Below are 16,491 nucleotides of genomic sequence, written 5' to 3'. Positions count from 1 at the left end.
AGTTCGAGTGCGTGACTGACTTCGTGCTGCAGTCGCCTAACCGGTTCTTCAGGAACAGGCCGAAGAAGAAGCCCCGCTGTTACGCCGAGACAGCCGTGGTGGTCGGTCCCAAGGATCAGACGACCTGGGTCGATGCGTACGGCCGGGTCAAGATCTGCTACCTGTGGGACGTGGACAGGCCGAAGGACGAGAACGCGAGCTGCTGGGTACGCGTGTCTTCACCATGGCAGGGCAATTCGTTCGGCTCGATCTACGTGCCCCGTATTGGCCAGGAAGTGACGATCAACTACCACGAAGGCGACCCTGACAAGCCCTATATTGCCGACCGGATGGTCAACCGGTTCAGGCAGCCACCGTGGTTACTGCCAGCCAACTACGCACTGAGCGGCACGCGGACGCAGGAACTGAAAGGGTTCCAGGCCAACCAGATCGTCGCAGACGACACGCCCGGCAAACTTCAGGTACAGGTCAGCAGCGATTACGCGCAGTCACGGCTGATCGTCGGCTACAACACGCGCATCGACGGCAACAAGGGGCGCAAGGAAGCGCGGGGCGAAGGCATCGAGATCGCCACTGATGCAAACGCCGTGATGCGCGCACCGGGTATTCTCATTACGACCGAAACGCGCGCGGGCGCAACGGCCCCCGTCAAGGACATGGGCGAGACGGTGCAGAGACTTACGGCAGCGCGTGAGCTACAGGAAAGCCTCCTGGAGCAGGCCCAGTATCACGAAGCGCAGCAGTCAGGAACCGATCAGTCTGAGATCACGAGCGCGCTGGAGGCCCAGAACGACGGCATCCGTGGTGGACCGAAGACCGACGACAATCTGTTCCCGGAACTTTCAGAGCCACAGCTTGTACTCGCAAGTGCCGCCAGCACTGCACTGACTGCGGGGAAAAGCACGCACATTGCCAGTAACGAGCATCTGGCATTGACCACCGGCCTGAGTGTCGGCATTGCAGCAGGCAAGTCACTTGTCGCTTCGATACGGGAGCGCTTCAGCGTTTTCGTTCAGCGCATGGGTATCACAATGGTTGCGGCGGCGGGAAAAATCTCGCTGGAGGCGAAAACCGACGGCATGAGTCTGCTCGCTCAGAAAATTGTTGAGATCATAAGCGAACAGGGTCCAATCAATCTTAAAACCCCGAATGAAATTACGTTAAATGCGGGCGGGACGCAATTGACACTGAATTCGAATGGAGCATTTATCTATACCGAGGGCCAATGTTTATTTCATTGTGCAGGGTTTGACATACCCGGACCGGTAGCTAAACCTCTTAATATGCCGAGCAAACCTCACGACGAGCAATTTACGTTTGTGAATAAGACGACAGGTAAGCCGCCGCCTAATGTCAAATACAGAATTGTGAGGGAGTCAGGTGAAATTGTCGATGGCATTACAGACGTCACGGGCAAGACCATGCGGGTAGCAACAAACGGTGCGGAAAAATTAACCGTTCATCTGGTCCATGGAGGTTGATTTATGAGTGATATTCAGTCGCCGACAGCTAATCCCGCGTCTGAGGGGGCGCCTGCCGCTGCTCCAGTTGCCGCACCTTCGACTGCTGTCGGCTACGGTGTTTCGAATCCGCATCCCATGTCTAATGTGACTGTACCTGTGGCCGACGCCGTGTTGCGCTGGGAGGTTCAAAACAATCTGCATGGTGACGTCTTACCAATTATTCCGTCTGCGTCTACTGTCCTGCATGGAAATATTCTCTATCAATTGAAGATAAAGATAATCGTGCGGCAGACATCGGACGGAACGCCAATCGCAGGAAAGGGCGTGTCAATTAAGAGCAATCGTAGCGGCGATGTCATCAGGCTAAGTTCATCATCTACGGGTCCCGATGGCACGATAATGATCACGCTTGAAAGTAGGAATTCTGGCGAACTTCGGCTGTCTGTGGACAATCCAGATATTTCTGCGCAGCCGCTTTCGATTACTTTAAAGAACGCATGGTACGAAGGAACGTTTTTGATCACTGGCTATAACGTCTGCAATGAATCGGATTTTGGTGGCGAGATGACCGACGGGAACGGGTTGGGCGACCAGCACAGATATGACTTTCTTTTCAGTGCATCCGGAGTCGTCATGCAAGGCACAGGAATGGCTTTAAACGGTCGCTACGTACGATTTGTTAGCATGACTACTACGTGGCATTTGAACAGCCATGGACATCGCGACCATATCCAGGATCCGGCGCAAGTCACCTTTGCATACACGAATACAGTTCAAGGTTCGTTTGGGCCGGTGACGGAAAACCATTCAATAGCGGTCGATAGGAACGTAATTCCTCCGCGCGCACACGTCAATATTGATGGCGTTGGGGATCGATATGCAGACGATCGTGGAAGCGCCATCGTTGGCCGCCATGTCGATAATTTTTTGGGTGCTGGCGCTAGTGTTGTGCAAGCGTGGCTGCATGGTGGGGTTAATGGAACTCGGCGTCGCGTCAAATATATAAAGGACTAGCGCATGAAAAGGTCAAAATTATTTTGGGCAATATTTTTGTCGTTGACTTCCTATGGATCAAGTTGCTTCGCGGATGGAACAGTTGACTTTGAAAAACAGGTTTTGCCGTTGATTAAACAGCGACCCTTCTTTGCACAATTTTTGTTGCAAACATTTCAGTTTGAGAAAGATGCGACTGGAGTAACGATTGGAGCCGATGTAAATCCAAAGTTGGCGTTGGCGCGAATTGGACCATACCAAGTATGTGCAAGGCTCCGTAGCGCGCCTGGTAGCGATTCCTGCTCGATCCAGGTGGTGATAGACACCGATGCGCACTTCTTCGACGAAAACGGAAAGGAAGTTGACGGGCCGGGAGGAGCACAAACTGTTAAAGAGGATTTCTATGCAATTGAAGTGAATCCGCCGCCGAACCAATCGCAAGTGAGTACCTCAGAGTTCATTGATCGAGGAGGCAAAGATGATCGACCTCATCCGACTAAGTGACACCACCGACCACGGCGGCGAAGTTATCACCGCCTCCGACACCATGCGGTACGGCGGACGGCGCGTGGCTCGCAAGGGCGATCTCGTCGAGTGCCCGCTGCACCCCGAGGTCCGGCCTAACGTGATCCTCGAAGGCGACAGGAAAATCATGGATCGCAGTACGCCCGTCGCGCGTCAGGGGCATCTTGCTACGTGCGGTTGCCGTCTGATTTCCAGTCTGGCATGAGTGATGACGAATACAAGGCTAAAGGGAGATGACAGGTGAAGGCTGGAGACCAACGCTCCAGGAGTCTGCGCGAGCGGCGCGAGAGAGAAGCCGTTGATGCGCACTATGAACGGATTGCAGTTGCGCGCGGGATACTGCCACCGCGGTCCCGTTTGCTGTTCTTTTTCAAACCTCGCGCATATGTGTTGCTGCTGGAAGACGAACCGGGGGTGTTTGATGTGGCGCGGATCGCGGTCGAGGGATGGGAAGGCAAGTTGGCTCTATGTTTCATGTCGCCGCTTGATGCGCTCATCGAAGGGGCGCGCATAAGGAAGCCTGGTTTGCGTTACGACATTGCATGGGCCGCAGCCATCGGCGCACAATCCTTTGCGCACGGCCGACGGGTCTGCGGCTGCGGCTCTGCATGTGTCGTGGATGGGCGAGGCGAACCGGCTCTTGCTGACGCAGGAGGGAGAGCCGGTTCACATTTGCAAGGTGCTTGAAATGGATTCGGCCGCAGAGGCACGTAAGCCCGGGGAGTTTGGGGTGGATGCGGATACGCATCGCGATGTTGAACACGCTGTATGACGGGGCGGGCCTTTACGCGTGGCAGGAAGCAAACAGCGCGGTTAATTCCTGGATTTGGCCCGGTGCAGATCGCGCCGAAAAATTGAACTTGCAGTTCGAAGAGTGGAAACGATGCGCACGAATATGCGGGCTCGCGGGACCGGGCTACGCCATGACCATTTGAACCACGCCCTGTTCGATCCAGCGTTTGAACAGTGGCATTTCGTCCCGCTTTCGGGCCCGCCCTCTGACGATTCGTGGGGCGTACCAGGAATGAGAGAGCCAGGTTGATCTCAGCGACTTGTAAATTCGGTACAACGCTAGTGTGCCGCGCCGCGTTGCGATCGAATCAGTCTGCCGGTCCCCGAAAAGGGCCACGCGTGCGCAGGCGGGTTTTATCCCTTTGACCGCCTGCGGGCCTGAATTTCAGTGGACCGGCACCCCGGAATACTTCGTTTACCTGAATGATTGGAAAGACCGAAGGTGATCCTTGCGACGCTTGCCTTCACTGATCGCGCCGCGCTTCTTTGATGAAACGGCCCGTCACCTGAGTTTCGACCGGGCCGCTGCCGCGCTATGCGTGACCTAGGGCGCGGTCAGCCGGCAGATCAGGATGCTTGAGGATTCCCTTGGGGTCCGGCTGTTTGAGCGCGACCATGCGGGTATCCGCCTGACCGCAGCCGGCGCGCAGTTGCGGCCCTGTCTCGCCGAGGCTTTCGACATGATCGAGCGGGGATGCCGGCACATTGCCAGCGAAGCCGGACACCGCTGCCTGATTGTCTCGATGCCTCCGGCCTTTGCGACAAAAGTTTTCGCCGCAAGTCGCGGCGCTCGCGCTGGCGCTACCCGATGTCAAGCTATCGATCCGCACCGAGCCCACCGACGACTGTCACTGCGCCATCCGGTTTGGACGCGAGGCGTTACAGGGCGTGCATTCGGAATTGCTGATGATCGAGCGCCACGCGCTTGTTGGCGCACGTCACCTGACGGGTGAGCCGGTCGGCGCGCCACTTGACCGGTTGCCCGCGCTGCACGTGCTGCATGAAAACGCGCGCCTCAGTCTCTGGCCGGACTGGCTGGCAATGGCCGGTATGCCCGCGCATTACGCGGAAAACGGGATCGAGTTCTCCATGCTCAAGCAGGCGATACGTGCCGCGCGCAAAGGCGTAGGACTCGCAATCGTGGATCGCAACATGATCGGCGAGGAACTGGCTGACGGCCGTCTCGCGCGGATTTCGGAGGTGGAGGTAATCGGGCCGTTCGGTTACTGGCTCGATATTGCGCCCCGTGACGGGGCGCTGGAGCATGTGCAGGCGTTTGCGGAATAGATGCGGGGTGAAACAGATTGGAGCGGCACAATGGTATCAGCTCACGTTGCTTGATCTGGAATGCGAACAGTGCCACTTTGTCCCGAAACGTATTGACGGCGGCTCCCTACCGTGGCTGCGCGAGGGACCCGCTTAAGAATTAGCGGTGTGAAGGCGCTTTCTTTGCGGCGGCAAAGAAAGTAGGTGCCGCCCCGCACAGGGGCAACGCTAATAGACCACTATGATTTCAAGGAAAGGCCAAAACCCAAAATCAATCCGCCAACCTCTTATCCGCCAAAGCACTCTGACAATCCGCAATAACCTGCCTCACAAGCCTTGCTTGAGGATCGAGCTCATCAGTATCAAGAATCTCCTCAACCGCATCTCTCGCCCAATCCGCTTCGACAAACTGCGCATGCCGCCGCGCAATCTCCACCGCGGTAGCGGTCAACTTGGCGATCGTGAGCCAATCAGCCTCGCGCGCCCGCCGGTCGAGCCACTTATGCGCGGCCTGCACATGAAACGCCGCGTCCGGCCAGTCCTCATTCAGGTAATAGGCGCCAAGACTCCCGCATGTGAGCCAGCACAACAGCTCCAAACGGTCTCGTGGACTCAGATGATGGCGTACATCACTCATGGCGACGCTCGCTGCTGAAAATTGCGTTCCGGTGAGAACGGCGAGTCGCCGTTCCCCACTTTCATTGAACAATATCACGCAGAATTCAAGCAGGGCAATTCCTGAGTACCCTGGCGCGCGCCGGCGCCACAGCCGGCACGGCCACCCGCTCGCGGGCCGCCGCCGCTAGCGGGTGGCGACGATGAACAGCCGCGGAAACGGCAGCAGCACCGTGCCGTCGGCGAGCGCCGGATAAGCCGCGGCGATCGCGTCCCGGTAACGCTGCAAGAAAGCGGCTTGTCCGGCGTCGTCGAGCTCGGCGAGGAACGGCCGCAGCGCGCTGCCCTTGAACCATTCGACCACCGCGTCCGCGCCGCCCGCGAGCGGGTGGTGGTAGACGGTGCGCCACACGTCGACCCGCGCGCACAGCGGTTCGAGCAACGCGTAGTACCAGCCGGCGCCATAGCGCATGGTGCGCTCGACGCCCTTGAGCTGGTGGGCCCAAGGGCCGTCAGCAGCGATTTCGCGCAGCAGACGGTGCGCGGGTTCGTCCAGATTGTCCGGCATCTGCACGGCGAGGCTGCCGCCCGGCGCGAGCTTCGTCACGAGCGACGGAAACAGCCGCTCGTGGTCGGGTACCCATTGCAGCACCGCATTGGCGAGGATCAGGTCGTACGGTCCCGGCGCGTCCCACGTGGAAATGTCGCTCACGTCGAACTGCAATTGCGGCAGACGCTTGCGGGCCGCCTCGATCATGTCGGGCGAACTGTCCATGCCGCTGACCGCCGCGCCCGGCAGGCGCGCGGCGAGCGCCTCGGTCGAGTTGCCGGGTCCGCAGCCGATGTCCACCGCGCTCTTCACCTCCGTCGGCGGCACAGCCGCCAGCAGATCCCTGACCGGGCGGGTGCGCTCGTTTTCGAACAACACGTACTGCTTCGCGTGCCAATCCTTCTTCGACGTCATCTGATGCTCCTTGTGTCCGTGGTGGCCGGATCGGTGGGCGGCGATTGCGTCTCTTCGACGGTTCGAACCGGTCCAATGCGCTCATTCTCAGCGCCCCCAAGGGCGGAGTAAAATGAATTTATCATTCCGATTCCTTCATTTTTCTAATGAAAATCGACACGCTCGGCGTTCAGGCGTTCGTCGCCATTGCGGATCGCGGCAGCTTCCAGAGCGCCGCCGATTCATTGCATGTCACGCAAACGGCCATCACGCAGCGTCTGCGCAAGCTCGAAACCTACCTCGGCGTCACACTGATCGAGCGGACCACACGCTCCACGGCGCTCACCGAAATCGGGCGCAGTTTTCTGCCTCAAGCGCGCCGCTTGCTCGGTGAACTGGCCGACGCGCTGGTCGAAATCCGCGAGACCGGCGTGGCGCGTCGCGGCGATGTGTCGATCGCCTGCGTGCCGACGGTGGGCGTGCAATATTTGCCGCGCATTCTGCAGGCGTATTCGGCGCGGTATCCGCATAACCGCATCAGGATTCTCGATCACGCGTCGGCGGCGGTGGAGGCGGCGGTGTTGCGCCGGGAGGTCGAGTTCGGCATCAATATCGCGCGCGAGCATCATCCGGATCTGGCCAGCGTGCCGCTCACGGAGGACCGCTATGTGCTGATCTGCCACGAGCATCATCCGCTGGCCAAGCGGCGCCGCATCGCCTGGCAGCAGCTGCAGGCTTATCCGCTGATCTTTGCGGGCGAGGTGAGCGGCAACCGCGCGTTACTGGACCTCGCGCTGGAAACGAGCGAACTGGCGCTGCGCTCCTTTTACGAGGTGCAGCGCAGTTCGACGGCGGTGGGGCTGGTCGCGCAAGGCGTGGGCGCGGCCGTGGTGCCGGCGCTCGCGCTTCAGAAGGGCGCGTATCCGAAGGTGCGCACCGTCGAGCTCACGCATCCCGCCGTGTCGCGCACGCTCGTTCTCGTGGCGCGCAAGACCGCGCAGTTGTCGCCGGCGGCGCAGGCGCTTTACGACATGATTCTCGAGCAGGCGACGCTAAAAGGCTGAGCGCGGCCAGGTCACTCCGGTGCTTCAAGTCGGAACGTCCTCAGGCTCGGCAAGCGCAAATATGTTGTCGCGTGGCGCAGGTCGCGTTCAGTCACCGTCGCACGGTTCAGAGTGAGCATCTTGGGCAATGCGCCCGCACACACATCGCTGCAAGACTCGGAAGATTGCGCCCGATCACCCATCGCATGCCTACAAGCACTGCGCCCGCAAGCACGTCGCAGCATGATTCAGGTCACGCTCGATCGCCCGCCGCACGCCGGCAGCGTCGCGCGCTCTGGCAGCGCTCAACAGATCGTCGTGCGCATCATTGAGCGAATCGGCAAATAGCGCCTCGCCGAACAGCAAATTCGAAATCGGCCCGACTTGCAGCCACACGGTTTCGATCAACTCCAGCAGCAGCGGCGAGCCGGCCGCCCGGTACAGAACCAGATGGAATGCCTCGTTGGCGTCGAGATAGCCTTTAGTGTCGGCACTGCGCAACGCCTGCGCCATCTGCACATTCAGTTTTTCCAGCGTGGCGATGTCGTGCGCCGTGAGATGCGGCACGCCGAGTTCGGCGGCCTGGCCTTCGAGAATCAGGCGCACGCGCAGTACATCGTCGAACTGTTGTTTCGACAGATGCGGCACCGTCACGCCGCAATTGGGCACGTTGACGAGCGCCGATTCGGCCGCGAGGCGCTGCAAGGCGGACCGCACCGGCATTTCGCCCACGCCGAGCTCGGCGGCGACGTGGCGGATCTTGATGCGCTCGCCGGGCACAAAGCGTCCGATCGTCAGCCACTGCCGCAGCGTGTCGTAGGTCTGGTCCTGCAGCGTGTGATGGCGCGAAGTTTTCATAATGCTCGATGCAAAACCCCTTCAAAAAGGGTGCAAAAAAAGTCGACGCGACTTTAGGTCAGTTCGCCAAGACAGGCGTCGAACGCGGCGACCAGCTTGTCCACGTCTTCTATCGACGTTTCCGGGCAGACCAGGATCATGTTGTGAAACGGCGTGATCAACACGCCACGGTTCAGCAAATAAAGGTGCAAGACGTGTTCCAGTTCGGGATCGAGCTGGCGTCCGGCTTCGCTGCCGTTGCGCGGCGGCGTCGGCATGAACTGGAATTCGTTGCGGGCGCCGACACGCGTCACGCACCACGCAAGTCCGTGCCGCCCAATCGCGTCCCGCAGTCCGCTCTCGATGCGCTCCGCCAGCGCGAACATATGCTCGTATGCCGCGTCGGTCATCACCTCGGCGAGCGTGGCGCGGATCGCGCTCATGGCCAGCATGTTCGCGGTGAGCGTCGTGCCGATGCCGGAGTGTCCCGGCGGCGCACCGCGCTTGGCCTGCTGGGCACGCGCGGCGAATTCGGCGCTAAAGCCATATACAGCGCACGGAAAGCCGCCGCCGACCGGTTTGCCGAGCACGAACAGATCGGGTTCGAGCCCGTGCGCCTTCGTATAACCGCCGGGGCCGCAACTGATCGTGTGCGTTTCGTCGATGGCGAGCAGCGTGCCGAAGCGGCGCATCAGCGCTTGCGCCTCGCGCCAGTAGTCCGCCTCGGGCAGCACCATGCCGATGTTGGTCATCGCGGGTTCGGCGAGCACGCAGGCCACGTCGCCATCTTTTAGCGCGTTTTCCAAGGCGGCCAAGTCGTTGAATTCGATTACGCGCGTGCTGCCGAGCAGGTCGTGCACCTGGCCGATCAAACTGTCGCGCTGTTGCGGCTTGCCGTCGACCAGATCGACGAAGACGTCGTCCACGGTGCCGTGATAGCAGCCGTTGAAAATCACGATCTGCTTGCGCCCGGTCGCCGCGCGCGCCCAGCGCAGCACGAAGCGGTTGGCGTCGCTCGCGGTCATCGCGAACTGCCAGTACGGCAGCCCGAAACGGCGCGCGAGTTCTTCGCCGACCCATGCGGCGTCTTCGCCCGGCAACATGGTCGTCAAACCGCGTTGCGCCTGCGCGGCGAGCGCTCGCGCGACGGGCGCCGGCGAATGGCCGAACATCGCGCCGGTGTCGCCGAGGCAGAAGTCCGCATAGCGGTGACCGTCCACATCGGTGAACGCGGCGCCGCGCGCTTCTTCGACGTATAGCGAGAAGGGTGTCGACCAGTCGTTCATCCAGTGCAGCGGCACGCCGAACAGCAGGTGGCGCGCCGCGCGTTCGGACAACGCGCGCGACTTCGGCATGGCCTCGACGAACGCGCGGCGTTCGCGTTCGACGAGCGCTTGCGCGCGCGCCCAGTTGATGCCGTGACGGGTATTCAATTGCAATTGCACGCTCTCCAATCAGGTTGTCGGCCGCGGCCCACGCTCAGACGAGCAGTTGCAGATGCTCGCGTTCCCACGCGGTAATGCCTTGCGAGAAGGTCTCGAATTCCTTTTCCTTCACCGCGCAATACGCCTGCACGAAGCTGTCGCCGAGCACCTCGGCGAGTTCGCTGCATTTCGATAGCGCCTTGAGCGCGTCTTCGAGACCGCGCGGCAATTCGTACTCGAGGTCGTAGGCGCTTTCGATCATCGGCGTCGACGCTTCCTGCTGCTCCACCATGCCGAGATAACCGCAGGCGAGGGTGGCCGCCATGGCGAGATACGGGTTCACGTCGACGCCCGGCACGCGGTTTTCGAGCCGCCGGCCGTCCGGCCCGGAGTTCGGCACACGGATTCCGCAGGTGCGGTTGTCGTAACCCCAGCGCACGTTGATCGGCGCGGCGGTGAAGCGCGACAGGCGCCGGTAGGAGTTCACGTACGGCGCGAACATGGGCATGGCTTGCGGCATGTACTTCTGCAAGCCGCCGATATAGTTGAAAAACAGCGGGCTGGCCGAGCCGTCCGGCAGCGAAAAAATGTTCTGGCCACTTTCCCGATCGACGATGCTTTGATGAATATGCATCGCGCTGCCCGGTTCGTGCTCCATCGGCTTGGCCATGAAGGTGGCAAAAATGCCGTGACGGAAGGCCGTTTCGCGCACCGCGCGTTTGAACAGGAACACGCGGTCGGCGAGGTCGAGCGCGTCGCCGTGCGAAAAATTGATCTCCATCTGCCCGGCGCCGACTTCATGCACGAGCGTCTCGACGCCGAGCTGCGTCATCTCGCAGAAACGCGACAGGTCCTGGAAGAACGGATCGAATTCGTTGACCGCGTCTATCGAAAACGACTGGCGGCCGGCTTCGTGGCGCCCCGCGCGGCCGAGCGGCGGGCGCAGCGGTTCATGCGGATTCTTGTTCTGCGCGATCAGATAGAACTCCATCTCCGGCGCGACCACCGGGCGCCAGCCGCGCTCTTCGTAAAGCTGCAGCACGCGGCGTAATACCGCGCGCGGCGAGATGCCGATCGGTTTGCCGTCCAGCCCGACGCAGTCGTGAATCACCACGGCCACCTGTTCGATGGCCCACGGCACGAGGCGCACCGTGTTCGGATCGGGAATGCAGACCATGTCGGGATCGCTCGGCCCGACAAAGCGCTCGAAATTCGCGAATTCGCCGTTGACGGTGATCATCAGCAGCGCATTCGACATATGCATCTTGCCTTCCGAGAGAAACAGGTTCTTCGGCACGATCTTGCCGCGCGCGACGCCGGTCATGTCCGGTATCACGCACTCCACTTCATGGATCCGGTGATGTTCGAGGAATTCGCGCAAGCCGCCGTGTAGGTCGCTTTGCAAGGTTGACTCCAGTCGGTTGATGACAGCGGCGCGAGGCGCTTTCGACAACGGAGCGCGATGAGCCGCCTGTTCGGAAAAGCTGGATTTTTTTTGCATTGTGGGATTTGATCAAATCATGCCACGAATTCTGCCTTTGTGAAATGGGATGAAACCCATGCGCGCGGCGCCCGGTTCCACCGTTCCCTGGGTTGCTTTGCCGCAGGCTTTATGCGACGCGGTGTCACTCTCGTGGCGTCGAGCTATGCGGAACAATCGATCGCATGGCACCTTTTCACGTAGCAGCCGGGCACGAAGTCGAATCGCATCGCGGGGCAGTTCCCGGTGACCGCGGGCTTGCCGCTGAGCACGAAATATATCCAGTCCGAGCAATCCGTGGTCGGCAAGGGCTATAGCGAGTTCGTGGTCAACAACATTGCTGAACACGGCGAGAAGGACAAGCTGGTCGACGTTCTTTCGCTTGGCCCGATCAACAAGCCGGCGCGCGGCGCCGAACGGATCGATTGGGAGCCGGTGAAACATCAATGGAAGTCGGCGTGGACCAACGCTACCGCGGTGTCGATCAGCATGGCGCCGACAATGAGCGGCACGTCCAACATCGTGATGATCAACGGCTACCATGAGAAGGACGGCTGGGAGATGTCCGGCCTCGACTGGAACCCCGGCAAGGTCGTGTATCGCGCGATTTTCGGCACGTCCAACCGGGGTAACGGTGGCTACGCGCAGCCGCAACTTCTCCCGAACGGCGACTTGTTGTGCAACAGCATCGGCGGCCCGATTCGGGTTCGCAATCAGTAAGCGGTCGAGTTAGCCGAGGCGCCGCTTTTCACCGTGCCCCTCACGCGCCCATGGCGGCGCATGAGGGCCATTGCTTCAAGCGAAGTCTGTGGAGCGCGACAGTGGTTCCCACTGTTCGATCTCCTCGTTCAGCGCCGCCAGCTTCGTCTTCACCAGGTCGAGCGCATCGTTGCCGAGCAGCAGATGCACCGGCGGATTCTTTGCCGCAACGATTTCCAGCAGCGCCTGCGCCGCTTTGTGCGGATCACCCGCCTGCTTGCCGCTCTTTGCTTCGCGCGCCTCGCGGATCGGGTCGAACAAGGTGTCGTAGTCGGCGACGCTGCGGCTTGCCCGGACCATCGAGCGGCCCGCCCAATCCGTACGGAACGAGCCGGGCGCGACGGCCGTGACCTTGATGCCGAAGCCCGCCACTTCTTTCGCCAGCGCGTCGGTGATGCCTTCGAGCGCGAACTTGCTGCCGCAGTAGTACGCAATACCGGGCATCGTGATGAAGCCGCCCATCGACGTGATGTTGATGATGTGACCCGAGCGGCGCTCGCGCATGACGGGTAGCACGGCCTTGATCATCGCGACCGCGCCGAAGACGTTGACATCGAATTGACGGCGCAGATCGCCGAGCGGCGATTCCTCCAGCGTGCCCTCGTGTCCGTAGCCGGCGTTGTTGACGAGGACGTCGATCGGGCCGACCGTTTGCGTGATCGCGGCGACAGCAGGCGCGATCGCCTCGAAATCCGTGACGTCGAGCACGACGGCATGCGCCCGTTCGGCCGCCAACGCCGTGAACGCATCGCGCGCCGCTTCATTGCGCACCGTGCCGACGACGGTATGGCCCGCGTCGAGTGCCGCCTGTGCGAATGCGCGGCCAAAACCGGAACTGACGCCGGTGATCAGAAACGTTTTGCTCATGGTGATCCACTCCTTTGTTTTGTCCGTCATCACATAGCGCTTTCGGGCGAAAACGCGTGGCATCGACGGAAACCAGCATAGGACTGAATGGTAGGAGCGGCAGGGCTGGGCGCAAATGCCGGTTCGTCTGCGGTGATTGCCTGATTCTATGAGCGGATGGATTTTCCGGCGCAGCGATGGCAAAGTGCAATCTGCTTAGCCATGTCGACGGGGCCCGCAGTGAAGCACAAACACCACGATCCGAGCGCGCGTCAACGCATGGTGGCCTTGCTCGAAAATCTCGCGCCGCTGGAAGGCTACAACCTCACCGCGCTGCCCGACGTGCGCTTTCTGCGCTCGAACCGGCCGCTCAGCCGCACACCGGTGCTGTACGACCCCGGCGTGGTGATCGTGTGCCAGGGGCGCAAGCGGGGCTTTCTCGGCGAGACGGTCTATGTGTACGACGCGCAGCACTACCTGGCCGTCTCGGTGCCGGTGCCGTTCTCCATGGAAACCGAAGCAAGCGAGGCGGAGCCCTTGCTCGCCATCTATTTCCGCCTCGACTTCAAGCTGGCCGCCGATCTGATGCTGCAACTCGACGAGCGGGAGGCCGGCGTGCCGGCCGAGCCGCGCGGCATGATGTCGACGCCGCTTGACGCGAAGCTGAGCGCTTCGGTATTGCGCTTTCTTGAGGCAATGAGCGTGCCGCTCGAGGCCGAGTTGCTCGGCCCGGCACTGGTGCGCGAAATCTACTTCCACGTGCTGACCGGCGAGCAGGGCGGATCGATGCGCGCCGCGCTGACCGCGCAAGGCCAGTTCGCCCGAATCGCCAAGGTGATCCGCAAGATTCACGCATGCTATCGCGAGCCGCTCGACATCGAGCAACTCGCGCTGGAAGCGAACATGAGCGTGCCCAGCTTCCACTCGCATTTCAAGGCGGTGACGCGCACCTCGCCGATGCAATATCTGAAGTCGACGCGGCTTCACCAGGCACGCCTGCTGATGGTGAGAAACGAGGTGACGGCGGCGCTCGCGTGTGTGCAGGTGGGGTATGAAAGCGCCTCGCAATTCAGCCGCGAATTCAAGCGCCTGTTCGGTCGCAGTCCGGTCGAGGAGGCCGACCGGATGCGCAAATCCTTCGCCGTGCCACCGCCTGCGCCGGGGTCGATCTTCGTCGCGTCGCACTGAACGGCGCTGGCCCGGTGCGCACGGCGCAAACTGTGCCTGTCCGTTTCATCGAGCCGTCGATACGCTTTGAACCCATGCTACAGATACTCGGCAAGACCTCATCCATCAACGTCCGCAAAGTGTTGTGGACGTGTGCGGAACTCGCGCTTCCATTCGAACAGGAAGACTGGGGCTCCGGTTTCCGCGCGACCAACGTGCCGGAATTTCTCGCGCTGAATCCTAACGCGATGGTCCCCGTCATCAAGGACGGCGAGTTCGTGTTGTGGGAGTCGAATTCGATCATCCGCTACCTGGCGGGCCGCTATCACGGCGAGTCGTTATATCCCGCCGAACCTGGCGAGCGCGCCCGCTGCGATCAGTGGATCGACTGGCAGGCGAGTGAACTGAACCGTTCATGGAGCTACGCGTTTCTGGCGCTGGTCCGGCATTCGCCGACGCACCAGGATCCGCAGCAGATCGAGCTGTCGTGCGCGAACTGGGCGAGGCATATGGCCATGATCGAAGACCAGTTGCGGAAAACCGGCGCGTTCATCGCGGGGGACGCATTTTCACTCGCGGACATTCCGATCGCGCTGTCCATCAACCGCTGGCTGGAAACGACGTTGCAGCACGGCGAATTGCCCGCGGTCGCGGCGTATATGGCGCGTCTTTCCACGCGCGAAGCCTACCGAACCTATTGCCGCAATGGCACGCCGTAGCGCGTTCGCGCATAGCCGGGACGCTTACAAGAATCCGTATGCGATGCTTACGGACTCCTGCTCATGCAAGCGCTTCTGCGCGGTACGCCCCGACTCGCCTACAATGGCCGCTTTTGCGACACCGATTGAAGGTTCCATGATGCGGGTATCGAAAGTTGCGCTGGCGTTTGTGGCCGCGTGTTTCACTCTGAATGCGAGCGCCGAGATGACGGCCGCCCAGTACAAGAAATGGGCGCATGCCGATAACAACTCGGTCTACGCCGCGTACATTACCGGCACGATCAACGCGTTCGGCTGGGCCAACGGCGAGCTGGTATCGAAGAAGAAGCCGCCGCTCTTCTGCCCGCCACAAAATCTCGCCATTGGCAACCAGAACGTCTATCCGCTGCTCGACGAGTTCTTCAACAATCACCCGGGCATTTCGGACGACTTTCCGATCGGCCTGGCGATTCTTCGTTCGCTCCAGGCCGCGTTTCCCTGCTGAAGTGGATCGTGACGGCGCGGCGGACGCGGCTCAGGCCGCCGTCAGCGCGTCGCGGTGGTAGTTCTTCGCGTAGGCGTTCTCTACGCCCGGCAGAATCTCCACGATGTCGAAGTAGCGGTCCCAGAACGGCGTCTCGCGCAAGGCTTCGACCACCATTTCATACGCGTGATGGCTCGTCGCATTCCACACCCAGATATCGGTGACGCGCGCCGAATAAAACTCGATGTCGTAAAAGCGCATGCTGACTTCGTCGGCGTGACGCTTGAGGATCGGCTCGACGTGTTCGGCCAGCAGACGGAAGCGTTCGTCGACGGCAAAGCCGAGCCATTCGGGCGTCGTTTTGACGAGCATGAATACGGTCAGTACGGGGGCTTTGGCAGATGAAGTCATGAGGCTCGAGTCCTGTTGAATGTCGAAGGGCTAATGGGGTTTTCGCGAAAACAGGATTAGAATACGAGCGAATACTCACATTTGAAACTCGCATTCCGGACATGGCCAGATCAGCTTCCACGCAGCGTCTGAAGCCCCGTAAAGCGCCGCTTCAGCGGCGTTCGGCGCAAACCGTCGAGACCGTGCTCGAAGCGGCGGCTCGCATTCTGGAGACGCGCGGACTCGACGGCTACACCACCAACGCGGTCGCGGAGCGGGCCGGCGTCAGCATCGGCTCGCTTTATCAATACTTTCCGAATCGCGACGCGTTGACCGTTGCGTTGATCGAGCGCGAAACCGCGCAACTGGTGGTGGACGTCGAGGCGGCGTCGTTACTGGAGAACTCGCGTGACAGCGTGCAGGCGATGGTGCGCGCGTCCGTCTCGCATCAGATGCGCAGGCCGGTGCTGGCGCGCATCATCGATGCCGAGGAGCGCCGCTTGCCGGTCGACGAGCGCAATCAACGCATCGCCGACACCATTCATACGGCGCTGGTCAGCGCGCTGACGGAAAAGGCGCAGGTGCCCGAACTGGACGATGTGGATCTGGTCGCGCGCGATCTGCTGGCGATCGTGCGCGGCATGGTCGACCAGGCGGGTGAGCGCGACGAGCGTGACGCCGCCGCGCTGGAAGTGCGTGTGATGCGCGCGGTGGACGGCTACGTGGCGCAGTCGAGGAGGGTGGACGGCGACGCGATTTAGCGGCG

18 protein-coding genes and 1 pseudogene are annotated in these 16,491 nt (G+C 61.1%); 12 read left to right on the top strand and 7 right to left on the bottom strand.

Annotated features, from left to right (window positions below; all coding sequences use genetic code 11):
* The 6 genes and pseudogenes from P0D80_RS37540 to P0D80_RS37515 all read left to right on the top strand — a co-directional run.
* On the top strand, window positions 1-1,481 hold a 1,481-nt coding region (locus P0D80_RS37540), incomplete at its 5' end, for a DUF2345 domain-containing protein (protein ID WP_408291362.1).
* A gap of 3 nt (window positions 1,482-1,484) precedes the next feature.
* On the top strand, window positions 1,485-2,477 hold the full coding sequence (locus tag P0D80_RS37535; protein WP_408291360.1) for a 3D domain-containing protein: 993 nt from the start codon (window positions 1,485-1,487) through the stop codon (window positions 2,475-2,477).
* A 3-nt stretch (window positions 2,478-2,480) separates the two neighbouring features.
* A complete protein-coding gene (locus P0D80_RS37530) occupies window positions 2,481-2,960 on the top strand; it encodes a hypothetical protein (protein ID WP_408291358.1) in 480 nt (159 codons plus the stop codon).
* Window positions 2,935-3,186 carry a PAAR domain-containing protein gene (locus P0D80_RS37525; protein ID WP_408291356.1) on the top strand — a complete coding sequence of 84 codons (252 nt, stop codon included), beginning with the start codon at window positions 2,935-2,937 and terminating at the stop codon, window positions 3,184-3,186. Before P0D80_RS37530 ends, P0D80_RS37525 begins: the two co-directional genes overlap by 26 nt.
* Before the next feature lie 35 nt (window positions 3,187-3,221).
* A complete protein-coding gene (locus tag P0D80_RS37520; protein ID WP_408291354.1) occupies window positions 3,222-3,668 on the top strand; it encodes a hypothetical protein in 447 nt (148 codons plus the stop codon).
* Window positions 3,669-4,222: 554 nt separating this feature from the next.
* Window positions 4,223-5,060, top strand: a pseudogene (locus tag P0D80_RS37515) (LysR family transcriptional regulator).
* Between the two features lie 250 nt (window positions 5,061-5,310).
* Here the strand turns inward: P0D80_RS37515 and P0D80_RS37510 are convergent.
* Window positions 5,311-5,676, bottom strand: coding sequence for a hypothetical protein (locus P0D80_RS37510; protein ID WP_310811900.1), 366 nt, complete (start codon window positions 5,674-5,676; stop codon window positions 5,311-5,313).
* Between the two features lie 165 nt (window positions 5,677-5,841).
* The gene (tam, locus tag P0D80_RS37505) at window positions 5,842-6,618 is read right to left on the bottom strand and encodes a trans-aconitate 2-methyltransferase (RefSeq protein ID WP_408176902.1); all 777 of its coding nucleotides are present in this window, start codon (window positions 6,616-6,618) and stop codon (window positions 5,842-5,844) included.
* 146 nt (window positions 6,619-6,764) lie between these two features.
* On the opposite strand from tam, the gene P0D80_RS37500 reads away from it, so the two are divergent.
* On the top strand, window positions 6,765-7,661 hold the full coding sequence (locus P0D80_RS37500) for a LysR family transcriptional regulator (protein ID WP_408291351.1): 897 nt from the start codon (window positions 6,765-6,767) through the stop codon (window positions 7,659-7,661).
* 189 nt (window positions 7,662-7,850) lie between these two features.
* Here P0D80_RS37500 and P0D80_RS37495 read toward each other — a convergent pair whose 3' ends face one another.
* From P0D80_RS37495 to P0D80_RS37485, 3 genes are read right to left on the bottom strand one after another with little or no spacing between them, the layout of a single operon-like run.
* Complete coding sequence (locus P0D80_RS37495; protein ID WP_408291349.1) at window positions 7,851-8,498, bottom strand: GntR family transcriptional regulator; 648 nt, start codon at window positions 8,496-8,498, stop codon at window positions 7,851-7,853.
* Between the two features lie 53 nt (window positions 8,499-8,551).
* Window positions 8,552-9,910, bottom strand: coding sequence for an aspartate aminotransferase family protein (locus P0D80_RS37490; RefSeq protein ID WP_408291365.1), 1,359 nt, complete (start codon window positions 9,908-9,910; stop codon window positions 8,552-8,554).
* Between the two features lie 46 nt (window positions 9,911-9,956).
* The gene (locus P0D80_RS37485; protein WP_408291347.1) at window positions 9,957-11,306 is read right to left on the bottom strand and encodes a glutamine synthetase family protein; all 1,350 of its coding nucleotides are present in this window, start codon (window positions 11,304-11,306) and stop codon (window positions 9,957-9,959) included.
* A 321-nt stretch (window positions 11,307-11,627) separates the two neighbouring features.
* Here P0D80_RS37485 and P0D80_RS37480 point away from each other — a divergent pair, with 321 nt between their 5' ends.
* On the top strand, window positions 11,628-12,101 hold the full coding sequence (locus P0D80_RS37480) for a hypothetical protein (protein ID WP_408291345.1): 474 nt from the start codon (window positions 11,628-11,630) through the stop codon (window positions 12,099-12,101).
* A 75-nt stretch (window positions 12,102-12,176) separates the two neighbouring features.
* Here P0D80_RS37480 and P0D80_RS37475 read toward each other — a convergent pair whose 3' ends face one another.
* Entirely contained in the window at window positions 12,177-13,007 is an 831-nt protein-coding gene (locus P0D80_RS37475) for an oxidoreductase (protein ID WP_408291343.1), read from the bottom strand.
* Between the two features lie 219 nt (window positions 13,008-13,226).
* Here P0D80_RS37475 and P0D80_RS37470 point away from each other — a divergent pair, with 219 nt between their 5' ends.
* The 3 genes from P0D80_RS37470 to P0D80_RS37460 all read left to right on the top strand — a co-directional run bounded on the left by P0D80_RS37470 (window position 13,227) and on the right by P0D80_RS37460 (window position 15,356).
* A complete protein-coding gene (locus tag P0D80_RS37470) occupies window positions 13,227-14,174 on the top strand; it encodes an AraC family transcriptional regulator (RefSeq protein ID WP_408291340.1) in 948 nt (315 codons plus the stop codon).
* A gap of 74 nt (window positions 14,175-14,248) precedes the next feature.
* Window positions 14,249-14,872 (top strand): glutathione S-transferase family protein, encoded by a 624-nt coding sequence (locus P0D80_RS37465; RefSeq protein ID WP_408291338.1) that lies wholly within the window; start codon window positions 14,249-14,251, stop codon window positions 14,870-14,872.
* Between the two features lie 136 nt (window positions 14,873-15,008).
* Window positions 15,009-15,356 carry a hypothetical protein gene (locus P0D80_RS37460; RefSeq protein WP_408246832.1) on the top strand — a complete coding sequence of 116 codons (348 nt, stop codon included), beginning with the start codon at window positions 15,009-15,011 and terminating at the stop codon, window positions 15,354-15,356.
* Window positions 15,357-15,386: 30 nt separating this feature from the next.
* Here the strand turns inward: P0D80_RS37460 and P0D80_RS37455 are convergent, their stop codons facing one another.
* A complete protein-coding gene (locus P0D80_RS37455; RefSeq protein ID WP_408291336.1) occupies window positions 15,387-15,746 on the bottom strand; it encodes a darcynin family protein in 360 nt (119 codons plus the stop codon).
* Between the two features lie 101 nt (window positions 15,747-15,847).
* Between P0D80_RS37455 and P0D80_RS37450 the strand changes: the two genes are divergently transcribed.
* Window positions 15,848-16,486 carry a TetR/AcrR family transcriptional regulator gene (locus P0D80_RS37450; protein ID WP_132374603.1) on the top strand — a complete coding sequence of 213 codons (639 nt, stop codon included), beginning with the start codon at window positions 15,848-15,850 and terminating at the stop codon, window positions 16,484-16,486.
* Window positions 16,487-16,491: the final 5 nt, after the last annotated feature.

Origin of the sequence: Paraburkholderia sp. RL17-373-BIF-A (genome assembly GCF_046030175.1) — a bacterium.
Taxonomy (GTDB): Bacteria; Pseudomonadota; Gammaproteobacteria; order Burkholderiales; family Burkholderiaceae; genus Paraburkholderia.
This window is presented reverse-complemented; position numbering and strand designations above follow the sequence as displayed.

What these genes read in the sequence shown, in the direction of transcription:
- P0D80_RS37455 (WP_408291336.1), bottom strand. Translation starts at nt 15,746, where the DNA reads ATGACTTCATCTGCCAAAGCCCCCGTACTGACCGTATTCATGCTCGTC.
- P0D80_RS37450 (WP_132374603.1), top strand. Translation starts at nt 15,848, where the DNA reads ATGGCCAGATCAGCTTCCACGCAGCGTCTGAAGCCCCGTAAAGCGCCG.
- P0D80_RS37460 (WP_408246832.1), top strand. Translation starts at nt 15,009, where the DNA reads ATGATGCGGGTATCGAAAGTTGCGCTGGCGTTTGTGGCCGCGTGTTTC.
- tam (WP_408176902.1), bottom strand. Translation starts at nt 6,618, where the DNA reads ATGACGTCGAAGAAGGATTGGCACGCGAAGCAGTACGTGTTGTTCGAA.
- P0D80_RS37495 (WP_408291349.1), bottom strand. Translation starts at nt 8,498, where the DNA reads ATGAAAACTTCGCGCCATCACACGCTGCAGGACCAGACCTACGACACG.
- P0D80_RS37475 (WP_408291343.1), bottom strand. Translation starts at nt 13,007, where the DNA reads ATGAGCAAAACGTTTCTGATCACCGGCGTCAGTTCCGGTTTTGGCCGC.
- P0D80_RS37500 (WP_408291351.1), top strand. Translation starts at nt 6,765, where the DNA reads ATGAAAATCGACACGCTCGGCGTTCAGGCGTTCGTCGCCATTGCGGAT.
- P0D80_RS37465 (WP_408291338.1), top strand. Translation starts at nt 14,249, where the DNA reads ATGCTACAGATACTCGGCAAGACCTCATCCATCAACGTCCGCAAAGTG.
- P0D80_RS37535 (WP_408291360.1), top strand. Translation starts at nt 1,485, where the DNA reads ATGAGTGATATTCAGTCGCCGACAGCTAATCCCGCGTCTGAGGGGGCG.
- P0D80_RS37530 (WP_408291358.1), top strand. Translation starts at nt 2,481, where the DNA reads ATGAAAAGGTCAAAATTATTTTGGGCAATATTTTTGTCGTTGACTTCC.
- P0D80_RS37510 (WP_310811900.1), bottom strand. Translation starts at nt 5,676, where the DNA reads ATGAGTGATGTACGCCATCATCTGAGTCCACGAGACCGTTTGGAGCTG.
- P0D80_RS37525 (WP_408291356.1), top strand. Translation starts at nt 2,935, where the DNA reads ATGATCGACCTCATCCGACTAAGTGACACCACCGACCACGGCGGCGAA.